Annotated in this window: 10 protein-coding genes and 2 pseudogenes; 9 read left to right on the top strand and 3 right to left on the bottom strand. The window is 70.9% G+C overall.

Annotation, left to right across the window (positions count from 1 at the left end; all coding sequences use genetic code 11):
• Positions 1 to 603, top strand: a 603-nt coding sequence (locus KGQ19_RS44070; protein ID WP_212020827.1) for an MFS transporter, incomplete at its 5' end; no start/stop codon positions are given.
• Between the two features lie 539 nt (positions 604 to 1,142).
• Here the strand turns inward: KGQ19_RS44070 and KGQ19_RS44075 are convergent.
• Positions 1,143 to 1,394: pseudogene (locus KGQ19_RS44075) on the bottom strand (DUF3263 domain-containing protein); the annotation flags it as partial.
• A gap of 155 nt (positions 1,395 to 1,549) precedes the next feature.
• Here KGQ19_RS44075 and nagA point away from each other — a divergent pair.
• The 6 genes from nagA to KGQ19_RS44105 all read left to right on the top strand — a co-directional run bounded on the left by nagA (position 1,550) and on the right by KGQ19_RS44105 (position 6,735).
• A complete protein-coding gene (gene nagA, locus KGQ19_RS44080) occupies positions 1,550 to 2,713 on the top strand; it encodes an N-acetylglucosamine-6-phosphate deacetylase (protein WP_212020828.1) in 1,164 nt (387 codons plus the stop codon).
• A gap of 482 nt (positions 2,714 to 3,195) precedes the next feature.
• Complete coding sequence (locus tag KGQ19_RS44085; RefSeq protein ID WP_015796679.1) at positions 3,196 to 3,390, top strand: hypothetical protein; 195 nt, start codon at positions 3,196 to 3,198, stop codon at positions 3,388 to 3,390.
• A 59-nt stretch (positions 3,391 to 3,449) separates the two neighbouring features.
• Positions 3,450 to 5,081 carry an ATP-binding protein gene (locus KGQ19_RS44090; RefSeq protein WP_212020830.1) on the top strand — a complete coding sequence of 544 codons (1,632 nt, stop codon included), beginning with the start codon at positions 3,450 to 3,452 and terminating at the stop codon, positions 5,079 to 5,081.
• A 181-nt stretch (positions 5,082 to 5,262) separates the two neighbouring features.
• Positions 5,263 to 5,841: a hypothetical protein gene (locus tag KGQ19_RS44095; RefSeq protein WP_212020832.1), complete on the top strand. Its 579-nt coding sequence runs from the start codon at positions 5,263 to 5,265 to the stop codon at positions 5,839 to 5,841.
• A 219-nt stretch (positions 5,842 to 6,060) separates the two neighbouring features.
• The gene (locus KGQ19_RS44100; protein ID WP_212020834.1) at positions 6,061 to 6,345 is read left to right on the top strand and encodes a hypothetical protein; all 285 of its coding nucleotides are present in this window, start codon (positions 6,061 to 6,063) and stop codon (positions 6,343 to 6,345) included.
• Between the two features lie 144 nt (positions 6,346 to 6,489).
• Positions 6,490 to 6,735, top strand: coding sequence for a DUF2630 family protein (locus KGQ19_RS44105; protein ID WP_212020836.1), 246 nt, complete (start codon positions 6,490 to 6,492; stop codon positions 6,733 to 6,735).
• A gap of 82 nt (positions 6,736 to 6,817) precedes the next feature.
• On the opposite strand, the gene KGQ19_RS44110 is transcribed toward KGQ19_RS44105, so the two are convergent.
• Together KGQ19_RS44110 and KGQ19_RS44115 are read right to left on the bottom strand one after the other, a co-directional pair.
• Positions 6,818 to 9,388: an ABC transporter permease gene (locus tag KGQ19_RS44110; protein ID WP_212020838.1), complete on the bottom strand. Its 2,571-nt coding sequence runs from the start codon at positions 9,386 to 9,388 to the stop codon at positions 6,818 to 6,820.
• 7 nt (positions 9,389 to 9,395) lie between these two features.
• Positions 9,396 to 10,190: an ABC transporter ATP-binding protein gene (locus tag KGQ19_RS44115; protein ID WP_212020840.1), complete on the bottom strand. Its 795-nt coding sequence runs from the start codon at positions 10,188 to 10,190 to the stop codon at positions 9,396 to 9,398.
• A 329-nt stretch (positions 10,191 to 10,519) separates the two neighbouring features.
• Here KGQ19_RS44115 and KGQ19_RS44120 point away from each other — a divergent pair, with 329 nt between their 5' ends.
• Complete coding sequence (locus KGQ19_RS44120; RefSeq protein WP_212020842.1) at positions 10,520 to 10,924, top strand: hypothetical protein; 405 nt, start codon at positions 10,520 to 10,522, stop codon at positions 10,922 to 10,924.
• Between the two features lie 148 nt (positions 10,925 to 11,072).
• Positions 11,073 to 11,332: pseudogene (locus KGQ19_RS44125) on the top strand (hypothetical protein); the annotation flags it as partial.

Below are 11,332 nucleotides of genomic sequence, written 5' to 3' on the forward strand. Positions count from 1 at the left end.
GTGCTGCTCGGGCTGAAGACCATCATGGGCAACCCGGTGATGCGGGCCACCACGCTGGCCCTGTGCCTGGTCAACACCGCCGGCTACCCGGTCTTCCTGAGCCTGATCGTGCGGATGCACCAGAACCACGCCGCCTCCGGCACCACCGGCCTGGTGGTCGCGGCGATGGCGCTCGGCGGGCTGGTCGGGACCGCGCTGGTGAAGCCGCTGCACAAGGTGCTGCGGCCCGGCTGGCTGGTGATCGTGGCCTGCATGGTGTTCGCGGTCGGCGACATCGGGATGACCTGCTTCGCCGCCCCGGCCGTGGACGCCGCGTTCCTGGCGCTCAGCGGCGCGGTGATCCCGTCCGCGGTGGTGATGGTCAACGTACTGATCCTGCAGGCGGTGCCGGACGAGCAGCGCGGCCGGACCGCCGCCGCGCTGGACATGTTCCTGACGATCGGGATACCCGCCGGGATGCTGGTGGCCAGCGCCACCCTGCAGTGGTTCTCGCCTACCGCGACGCTGCTGGGCCTGTCGCTGCTGATGACGGTCGCGATGCTGTACGCGGCGTCCCAGAAGGCGCTGCGGGCCGCGCAGTGGCCGCGGGCTCAGGCTTCCTGAGCCCCTTGTGGACCGGGGAGTGTCGGCCGGCGCTGTGTGGAGCGCCGTGGCCGGCACTCCCCTTATATGCGGCCTTGTGTAGGTGACGAGACACTTCGTGGACCGCGGAATGCCTCTCGTGGTTCACCGAGTGCATTTTGTGGGCAGTATGCAGCACGTGCGCCACGGGATGGTGGGTATGCAGCCGGTGCACCGGGCGTTCGCGGACCGGCTCGCCGACGCGCGAACCGAGCGGCACGACGGTCTTCACGACGCTCGCCGCGGGGGCCGGACGCGGTTTGGGCGGAGCGCCGCCGAACAGGCCCAGGCCCGCCAGCAATCCGGCGCCGCAGACCGCCACCACCGCGGCCAGCAGCGCCGGGCGGCTCATCGGCCGCGGCTCGCTCACCAGCCCCAGACGATCCCGGTACGCCGGCCCCTCGTGCGCAGCGGGCCCGGCGGGTCCCCGGTCAAGCGGCTCGGTCCCGGTCATGCCCTTCATTAGACACAGGCCGGGGCTCCCCGTCGGCGTCCGGGCCGATGTCGGACACCCGTTTCACCCGTCCGGACCTGGCGCGCTGCCGTGCGGCGCGCAACCGGCGCAGGCGTTTGACCACCTCCGGCTCCAACGCCAGCGCGGCCTCGTCGTCCAGCAGCGCGTTCAGCAACTGGTAGTAGCGGGTCGCAGAGATCTGGAACCGCTCCCGGATCGCCTGCTCCTTGCTGCCGGCGTTGCGCCACCACTGTTTCTCGAAGGCCAGGATCGCGCGGTCCCGGTCCGTCAATCCGCCCCCGGACTCGCTGCTGTTCATGCAGACCAGAGTACGGCTGGAGACCCACACCGCACCCATACACCCCTATGGCGTACCGTGGGTCCGTCATTTACAGGTCTATACCAATCAAATCAGGTACCGAGTCCGGCCTTGCCCGCTCCATCCGCTCCTATATTTCTGCCGACAGGTTTGCGATGACACTGCTGACGAACGCCCGGATCGTCCTCCCCGACGGCATACGAGCCGACGGCTGGCTGCGCGTGGAGGGCCACCGGATCGCCGAAGTGGGCCCGGCGGGCTCCGCCCCGGAACCGTCCAACACGGACCCGCACGAGGCGTCCATAGACCTGGCCGGACGCCATCTGCTGCCCGGCTATGTCGACATGCACAACCACGGCGGCGGGGGCGCGGCCTTCAGCTCCGGCGACGTCGAGCAGGCGGTGCGGGCCGCGGCCTTCCACCGCGCACACGGCACCACCACGATCATGGCCTCCACGGTCTCCACCGAGCTGGACGACCTGCAGCGCTACCTGTCCGACCTGGCCGGCCTGGTCGAGGACGGACTGCTGGCCGGGCTGCACCTGGAGGGGCCGTTCATCTCCAAGGCCCGCTGCGGCGCCCACGACCCGGCCCTGCTGCGCGCGCCGGACCCGGCCCTGCTGCGGCCGCTGCTGGCCGCGGGCCGCGGCACCGTGAAGATGGTGACCCTGGCCCCGGAGCTGGACTACGGCATCGAGGCCACCGCGCTGCTGGCCAACTCCGGCGTGATCGCCGCGGTCGGGCACACCGACGGCGGCTACGGCATCACCGAGGAGGCGTTCTCCAACGGCGCCCGGGTGGCCACCCACCTGTTCAACGCCATGCCCGGGGTGCACCACCGCGAGCCCGGCCCGGTGGTGGCCGCGATCGAGGACGAGAACGTGATCGTCGAGCTGGTCAACGACGGCATCCACGTGCACCCGGCGGTGATCGGCATGGTCTTCAACGCCGTCGGCCCGCACCGGGTCGCGCTGATCACCGACGCCATGGCCGCGGCCGGCCAGCCGGACGGCATGTTCCGGCTCGGCGCGCTGGACGTGGAGGTGTCGGCCGGGGTGGCCCGGCTGGCCGGCGGCGGCTCGATCGCCGGCAGCACCCTGACGATGGACGTGGCGCTGCGGCGCGCGGTGCGGGAGTTGGGCCTGTCGATCCAGGAGGCCGCGGTGTCGGCCGCGCTGACCCCGGCGCGGGCCTTGGGTCTGGACCACGAAGTCGGCTCGATCGAGGCCGGCAAATTCGCCGACTTCGTCGTCCTGGACGACGAACTGGAAGTGTGCGGCGTGATGAAGCGGGGCGAGTGGGCCGTCGCGCCGAAGTGACCCGGTGAATCAGCGCCGATACTTCCTGCCGATACTTCACCACCGGTAATTCAATACGCGTAATCCGGCACCCGATCGCGCGATCGCGGCCCGTATCCATCGGCTGGAAACCATCAACTCCTTGAGCCTGTCTTGGCAAGGGGGTACTCCCCCGTGCGCTCTTCACACCCGGATCAGAACCCGTCCACCTCGGGGTTCCCACCGGCATCACCCGTTCGCACTCCCGTTCCGGCCGAGCCGGGCCAGCTGCGCCGCTCGGGTGAATCTCCACCCCTTCCGACCGCATTCCAGCTATAAAAGCCGATCCCCCTGGGCGAGAATCCAGAAGTGAGCTTCATCTGAATCTGGTTTTCATCTCCCATCGGGAACGAATGGCCCCGCCAGCCGGGCGACGGCCACTCTCCATAGCCGACCGCATCACAAGGTAGAACGCACGGCGACCGAAAGAACGCCGGGCACTCGCAGGCGAAGGAGTCGCTGTCATGGTCTTCTCGGTATCCGGTGTGCTGCTCCTGGGCATCATCACCTTCATCCTGTTCCGCAAGGACGGGCTCAAGGTCTCGCACATGATCGTGTGCGCACTGCTCGGCTTCTACCTGGCGTCGACCTCGATCGCCCCGAACATCAAGCAGAGCGGCGCCTCCATCGCCAGCTTCATCAGCAACCTGCACTTCTAGCCCGGCCGCTGGCGGCCGTGACGGCGATGAAGAGCTGAGAGCTAAGGGGTCGAACACACATGGCGGGATCGGTGGGGTCGGAGAACCCCATCCAGCGCCTGGCCCGCGGCTTCCGTGACCACCCGATCACGGAGGCCGTCGGCCGTTACTCGAACAGCACCCGGCACGTCTCCAAGCGTGCCAAGGCGCGTGCGCTGGACGTGGGGCACCCCGCGGTCGTGCTGGTCCGCGGGACCAAGCAGATGGCCGCGGACGCCAAGACGTACTGGATCGAGGCCGGCGGGCACGAGAAGCACAAGGAGTGGCGGGACCTGGTGGTCTTCGTCTTCGCCGTGTGCGCCGTGGCCGTGGGCTTCCAGCCGTACGGCGTGCTGCTGCTGATCGCGATCTGGGCGGCCGGGGCCACCTACCTGGGCCGGGACCGCCCGGATCCGGGCAAGGACCCGGAGAGCGACGCGCACGTGGCCCGGCTGCAGTCGGCCTACAACGGCCTGGTGCCCTACCTGATGGACACCCACGACCCGGACGAGCGGTTCAAGCCCGGCGGCGGCTACCGCGACGGCTTCTCCGAATGGGAGTTCGACGACGCCGACCGGCTGGTGGCGCTCAAGCTCCAGTACTCCCCGTTCTTCAAGGACGGCGAGCACGACTCCCGGGCCAAGGTCGAGCGAGCCCTGGAGGGCAAGATCGGCCAGTCCAACGAGTACCTCTACGACTGGGACGAGGAGGGCAACAAGCTCTCCGTCCGGATCCTGCCGCCGCTGCCGATCGGGATCCCGGCCCAGCCCTGGAAGGTCGCCGAGATCGAGTACGTCCTGGGCTTCACCGACCCCACCTCGACCGCGCGCCTGATCCCGGTGCAGCTCGGCGCCGAGCCCGGCGGCGAGGTGCCGGTGGTGGAGCTGGCCCCGGTGGTCTGGCGGCACGGCCGGTTCGCCGCCGAGCCGCACCTGCTGGTGGCCGGGGTGCTGGGCAGCGGCAAGTCCAACCTGCTGCGCTCGCTGGCCGCCCAGGCGATCGGCCACGGCCACCTGGTGACCGCGATCGACGCCGAGCACACCGGGCACTTCGAGGAGTTCTCCGGCCGCGACGGGGTGCTGCGCGTGGAGTCCGCGGCGCCGGCCGCGATGGACCTGCTGGACTGGGTGTCCGCGGAGTCCACCCGCCGGGCCGAACGGCTGCGCGACCTCGGGGACACCGAGGACACGCTGATCGCCGAGCTGGCCAAGCCGCTGTGGCTGTTCGTGGACGAGCTGGCCTCGCTCGGCGAGGCGGCGGCCCGGGCCGGACTGGCCGATCCGCAGGACCTGCTGGCCGACCTGATGCGGGCCGGCCGGACGACCGGCGTGACCGTGGTGCTGTCCTGCCGGGCCGAGCGGGTGTCCGAGCTGCGGGCCACGGTCCGCAACCAGGCGCACGCCCGCGTCGGGCTGGGCCAGCTGCCGCCGGGGGCGTCCACGGCGCTGTTCGGCGGCACGCTGGAGATCGGCGGGCCGGCGGTGCTGCCCCCGGGCCGCGGGTTCGCCCGGGTCGGCGGCGGGCCGGTGGTGCGGTTGCAGGTGCCGGTCGCGGCGGACGTCACGGCGGCGCTGCCGGTGCTGGTGGGCGCGGTGCTGACCGGCGAGGACGGCGTGGACGGCGGGTTCGGTGAGCCCGGCGGGGCCGGTGGCGCCGGGCTGGACGCGTACTGACGGATCCACCGGGAACCCCTGGGATCCCTGGGTCCTCTGAGGCGGGCGGCGCTGATGCGCCGCCCGTTTCGGCTTCGCGCGGGCCGCCCCGATGTTCCCGACGCGCAGGTGAGGATGCTCACGGCGGTAACTGTTCGAATTCGAACTGGGGACCCTTCCGGCGTCGGTAGGGTTGGGCCGCATGAGTATCCCCAAGCGTGCCGCGATCGGCCTCACGGCGACGGTGACGGCCCTGATAGTGACCGCGTGCTCGTCGACCGCCTCCAGCGGTTCGTCCAAAGGATTCAGCACTGACTGGCCGCGCAACCCCGACCAGTCCTCGACCGCGCTGAAGGCCGGGCTGCCGATGCTCGGCAGCGAGATGCTCCAGGTCCACTACCACGCGCACCTGGACGTGATCGTCGACGGCAAGCCGGTCACCGTGCCGCAGTACGTCGGCATCGACGAGAACGCGCAGACCATCACCGCGCTGCACACCCACGACACGAGCGGCGTGATGCACATCGAGTCCGCCAAGGACACGCCCTTCAAGCTCGGGCAGTTCTTCACCGAGTGGGGCCAGCCGCTGACCGCCGCCCAGGTCGGTCCGGTCGCGATCGACGCCGACCAGGCGCTGCACGTGATCGTGAACGGCAAGGAGATCGCCGGCGACCCGGCACAGTACGTGCTGAAGGCGCACGATGAGATCGCGGTCTGGGTCGGCGCGAAGAGCCAGACCCCGCAGGTCCCGTCCTCCTACAACTTCCCGCCCGGGCTGTGACCACCGCTTCCGGCAGGTGAAGACAGCCGGCCGCGTAGCAGAACCCGGTGCCCGCCGGCACCGCGATTCGGCGGCATCTCAGAACTCTGTCCCGCATACCGGGTCAGCCCCTGGTCAGACAGGGTCCTGATCCGGTGTGACATTCAGCACTCGGCACAACGGGATAACGGAACACCGAACCTCTGTGCCGGGTGGGGCGCGATGCGCTACCTTTTAAGGGTGGCGATGTCTCAGGCGAGCGGTTCGACGGCGGGTCCGATGACCCCGCCGCGGCGCGTCGGTGTGCCGCCGCTGAATCTGGGCAACCAGGCCGTGGCGGACCGGCTCGACCGGCATTTCGCGGCGATGGTGGACGCACCGGCCGCGCAGGGCGACGACAACGCCACCGAGGCGCTGGCGACCATGATCGCGGTCCTGCCCCGGACCGGCGGGGCCCGGCGTTCGGAGCGGGCGCTGTGGCTGCGCGCGCCGTTCCGTCGACTGAAGCGGCTGATCGGGCTCTAGTCCGCGCTTTCCCAGGCCGGCGCTTGGCGTCGGCCTCTTTGCTGCGCGCTTCTTTGCTGCGCGCTTCTTTGCCGCGGACCTCGTTGCTGCCCGCGTGGATCACGAAGAACTGCGCCGCATCGCGCGGCGGCATACGGTGGTCCCATGGCTGACACCACCAACGACGCCGGCATCGGCGCGCGCATCAAAGAGCTTGTCGATCAGGAGCATCACCTGCGGTCGCACCCGAATCCCACACCCGAGGACCTGACCGCCCTCAAGGCCGCCGAGGTCGAGCTGGACCAGTGCTGGGACCTGCTGCGGCAGCGCCGGGCCAAGCAGGAGACCGGCGAGAACCCGGGCGATGCCAAGGCCCGCGCGGTCGGCGAGGTCGAGGGGTACTTGCAGTAAGCAGCTCCCAGAACACTTAGCGGCCCTGCGCACTGAGTGCGCAGGGCCGCTTGTCCCCCGTTTTTGCCGGGCGGCTCCCCTCCTAGGCTTCCGTGATCGCCGTGGCGACCGTCTGCCGTGCCGCCCGGCGAGCCGGGACGACCGCGGCCAGCACGCCCGCGAGAGCCCCGGCCAGGACATAGATCAGCAGCTGCGTGTAGGGGATCGCCAGGCTGCCGACGCCGGTGGCCTTGGCCACCAGGTGCACCAGGGCCCAGCCGAAGCCGCCGCCCATCACGATGCCCAGGCTCACCCCGAGCACCGCCATCAGCATCGCCTCGACCATCAGCATCCGGCGCAGCTGCGCTCTGGTCAGGCCCAGCGCGCGCAGCAGGGCGCTTTCGCGGGTGCGCTCCAGGACCGACAGGGACAGGGTGTTCGCGATGCCGATCAGCGCGATCAGGATCGCCAGGCCCAGCATCGCGGTGAACATCGCCAGGATCTGGTTCAGGCTGGTGTTCAGCTGGTTCTTGTAGTCCGCGACGCTGTTCACGGTCAGCAGCGGGTCGCCGGCGACCGCGGCCTCGATCGCGGCCCGGGACGCCGCCAGCGTGACGCCGGACTTGGCCAGCACGCTGACCGTGTCCGGGCCCTGTGCCGGGTCCAGGTGCTGGAAGTCGGCGACCGAGATCGTCGTCTCCGGCATGCCGATGCCGCTGTCCTGGTAGCTGGCCACGACCTTCAGCGTCAGGGCCGGACCGCCGTTCGGCCCGGTGACCGTGACGGTCTGCCCGATGGCCGTGTGCAGGGAGGTGAGCCGGCTGTCCTGCAACGCCACGGTGCCCGGGACCACGTCGCTGATCGAGCCCTGCTTCATGATCGGGTTGATCAGCGTGTGGTAGCCGACGGCGTCGATGGCGCCGGCCCGCTCGGAACCGCCGTTCACGGTGATCTTGCCGTCGTACTCGGCCGCGACCGTGCCCAGCTCGGGCAGGGCCCTGAGCTTGGCGACGGCGTCCCCCGGGACCGACCGGTCGGGCTCGGAGACCACCTGGTAGTCGAACGGGAAGTGCTGCTTGATGGAGTCCGTGGCGGAGGCCTTGATGGAGGCGGTGACCACGGTGAACATCGTCACCAGGGTGATGCCGATGGTGAGCGCGGCGGTGGTGGCGGCCACCCGGCGCGGGTTGCGGCCGGCGTTCGCCGTGGCCAGCCGCGCCGTCGGGCCGAACGCCTTGCCCGGCAGCCAGCCCAGGACCCGGATCACCGGCGAGGCGATCACCGGGCCGAGGGCCAGCACGCCGATGAAGGTGACCATGGCGCCGAGGGTGAGGACCATGAACCCCCGGCTCCGGTCCTGGGTCTGCATCCCGGCGTAGCCGACCGCGATACCGGCCAGCGCCAGCAGCAGGCCGACGCCGACGCGCACCCGCCCGGCCCTGCGGGTCACCCGGGTCTCACCGAGCTGCGCCGACAGCGCCTGCACCGGGGCGACACGGGTGGCGGCACGGGCCGGGAGCACCGCGGAACCGACCGTCAGCAGCAGGCCCAGGCCGATCGAGTACAGCGCGGCGCTCGGATCGATGACCAGGTGATCGGTCGGCATGTTCAGCCCGGCCGCGTTGAGCAGCGCGGACAACCCCATGGACAGACCGATACCGGCGAAGAACCCGGCGGCCGACGCGAGCGTGCCGAAGACGAACGCTTCGATCAGGGTGCTGCCGAACACCTGCCGGCGGGTGGCCCCGACGCAGCGCAGCAGCGCCAGCTCGCGAGCTCGCTGCGCTACCAGGATCTGGAATGTGTTCTGGATGACTAGTGCCGACACCAGCGCTGCGATAATGGCGAAGACGAGCAGAAACGTGCCGAACCCGCTGGTGTAGCCGGTCGCTTGGCTGGCCAGCTCCGTGGTCAGCTGCGCGCCGGTGTAGAACGTGTCGCCGCTGCCGTCCAGCACCGGCAGGTCCTTGAGCTCGGTGACCAGTTGGTCCTGGCCGACCCCGGACTTGGCGCGCACGGCGATCTGGTCGTAGCCGGCGCTGCCGGTGACCCGCAGCGCGGTCGGGGTGGTGAAGCCGACGACCGTTTCGCCGGCGTAGGTCTTGTCGGTGCTGGTGTCGAAGATGCCGACCAGGTGGAAGCTCTCCGGCTGGTCGCCGTGGTCGATCACGGTCACCGCGTCGCCGAGCGCGAAGTGCCGGTCCTCGGCGGTGGCCTTGTCCATCGCGATCTCGCCGGCGGCGGCCGGGGCGCGGCCGGAGGAGAAGTCGAAGTAGCCGAGCTTGGCGTCGGTCGGGAACGCGACGCCGACCCCGGTGTTCCCGTTCTCCTTGACCACCTTGCCGGTCTTGTCCAGCACCGGCGCCGGGCCCAGCACCCGGCCCTCGGCCGAGGCGACGTCCGGCAGGTCGCGGACCGCGTCCAGGGCGGCCGGGTCGACCGTCTTCTTGTCCTGCTGGTTCTCAATGCTCGACACCCGCAGCCCGCCGGCCGGGGTCACGGCGGCGTCGACGTTCTTGGCCTGCCGGGCGAAGCTGTCGAAGAAGGACTCCTTGATGGAGGCGGTGAAGATCAGCGTGCCGGCCACGAAGCCGACGCCGAGCAGCACGGTGATCGAGGACAGGAGCATGCGGGCTTTGTGCGCCCGCAGGTTCGCCAGTGCCGTCTTGAACATCGCCGCGTCACTCCCCGGCCGCGACGCGGTCCGGCCGGATCATGCGCAGCTGCGCGGTCACCGAATCCGGGGTCGGGGACAGCACGTCGCCGCGCATGATGCCGTCGGCGAGGAACACCACGCGGTCGGCGGCGCAGGCCGCGGTGGTGTCGTGGGTGACCATCACGACGGTCTGGCCCAGTTCCCGCACGCTCATCCGCAGGAACGCCAGCACCTCGGCGCCGGACCGGGAGTCCAGGTTGCCGGTCGGCTCGTCGGCGAACACCACCTCCGGACGGCTCATCAGGGCCCGCGCACAGGCCACGCGCTGCTGCTGGCCGCCGGAGAGCTCGCCGGGCCGGTGCTTGAGCCGCCCGCCGAGGTCCAGGACCCCGATCACCTGGTCCCACCACTGCTTCGGCGGCTTCAGGCCGGCCAGGTCCAGCGGCAGCAGGATGTTCTGCTCGGCGGTCAGGGTGGGCAGCAGGTTGAAGGACTGGAAGATGAAGCCGATCCGGCGCCGCCGCAGCAGGGTCAGGGCCTTGTCGTTCAGCTTCGTCAGCTCCACGCCGCCGATCTGCACCGAGCCGGCGGTGGCGGCGTCCAGCCCGGCCAGACAGTGCATCAGCGTGGACTTGCCGGACCCGGACGGGCCCATGATCGCGGTGAACTCCCCCTGGCCGAAGCCGACGGTGACGCCGTCCAGGGCGCGGACCGCGGTGGCGCCGGAGCCGTAGGTCTTGACGAGATCGCGGGCGAGGACCGCGTAGCCGCCGGGCGCGGACTCTGGGCTTTCTCGAAACGCTCGGGTGATGGCGGACATGGAACCCCTCCGGAAAACCTGGTGGCTGTTGCTGGCTGTGGTGGTGTGAGGGGCCGGACCGCGATGTGGGCGGGCGGTTCCGAGCCCAAGGAAACCGTAGGTATCAAAGGGGGTCCCGGTCGTCGGCCGACGGGCTGGTCTGGCGGGTAGTCGCCGGGCGGTGATCCACGGCCCCGCGTACGACTCCAGACGGGCGGGTGGGTGCGACTGAAGTCGCAGGCGCGGCCCGGCGAAGGCCACTCATCCGGGTGATCCCGACAACGAACCCGCTGCTCACGTCACCCGCCCGGGCTTACGCTCGACTCCGCTGCCGAGAGGCGGGAGGAACGATGCGACGGTGTCAGCATTCCTGCGGTTGCGCGGGGAACGCCGTCGGGCGCGACCCCGACAGTGGTCTGCTGTTGTGCGCGGCGTGCCTGGGCCGGTCGATCCTCGGCACCGACTGCTCCCGGGCCCGCAAGTACCTCGGGCACGTCCCGGTGCGGTTCGTGAGCGCCGCCTGGACCGAACCGCCGCCGCTGCGCAACGGGGACCGATCAGGCGTCCCGGACGGCTTCGACGTGTTCCTGACGGTCCGCACCGGACCGGAGGCGGCGACGTGGGACTTCCTGCCGGTGGCCGGAAGGCGGGCGAGCCTGGCCACCAATCCGCAACGGCCGCCGAAGGATCCGCCGCCGGGACCGCTGCCCCCGCCCGCGCCGCGTCCGGTGCAGCCCAGTCCGCCGCGGCGCTGAGCCGGGGCTGGGTCTGGGGCTGGGTCTGGGTCGGCGGCTGGGGTCCGGTGCCGGGTCCGGATCCGGAGCCGGGCATCGGACATCTGGCCGACCGGCTGCGGGACGGCTAGCCTGACGTGCGTCAAGGCTCTCATTCACAGGGGTGGAAGTGACGAGCGGATCGGGCGGGCGCCAGACCGGCGAGGGCCGGCACCGCGGCCGTTTCGCCGAGAACGCCAAACCCCTGGCCGCCGTCCTGACCGGGATCGCCGCCCTGCTCACCGCGATCGCCGGCATGATCACCCTGCTGCGCTCGGACCCGGCCGGGAACCCGGCGTCGGCGGCGACGACCGTGCTGGCCGTTCCGGACACCCCAGCCGCCGGCGGTGAGCCGAACGGGGCACCCACCACCTCGGCCCCGTCCTCCAC

Source organism: Catenulispora pinistramenti (assembly GCF_018274385.1).
GTDB lineage: Bacteria > Actinomycetota > Actinomycetes > Streptomycetales > Catenulisporaceae > Catenulispora > Catenulispora pinistramenti.

Coding starts and splice junctions, on each gene's coding strand:
- nagA (WP_212020828.1), top strand. CDS start 1,550: ATGACACTGCTGACGAACGCCCGGATCGTCCTCCCCGACGGCATACGA.
- KGQ19_RS44085 (WP_015796679.1), top strand. CDS start 3,196: ATGGTCTTCTCGGTATCCGGTGTGCTGCTCCTGGGCATCATCACCTTC.
- KGQ19_RS44090 (WP_212020830.1), top strand. CDS start 3,450: ATGGCGGGATCGGTGGGGTCGGAGAACCCCATCCAGCGCCTGGCCCGC.
- KGQ19_RS44095 (WP_212020832.1), top strand. CDS start 5,263: ATGAGTATCCCCAAGCGTGCCGCGATCGGCCTCACGGCGACGGTGACG.
- KGQ19_RS44105 (WP_212020836.1), top strand. CDS start 6,490: ATGGCTGACACCACCAACGACGCCGGCATCGGCGCGCGCATCAAAGAG.
- KGQ19_RS44110 (WP_212020838.1), bottom strand. CDS start 9,388: ATGTTCAAGACGGCACTGGCGAACCTGCGGGCGCACAAAGCCCGCATG.
- KGQ19_RS44115 (WP_212020840.1), bottom strand. CDS start 10,190: ATGTCCGCCATCACCCGAGCGTTTCGAGAAAGCCCAGAGTCCGCGCCC.
- KGQ19_RS44120 (WP_212020842.1), top strand. CDS start 10,520: ATGCGACGGTGTCAGCATTCCTGCGGTTGCGCGGGGAACGCCGTCGGG.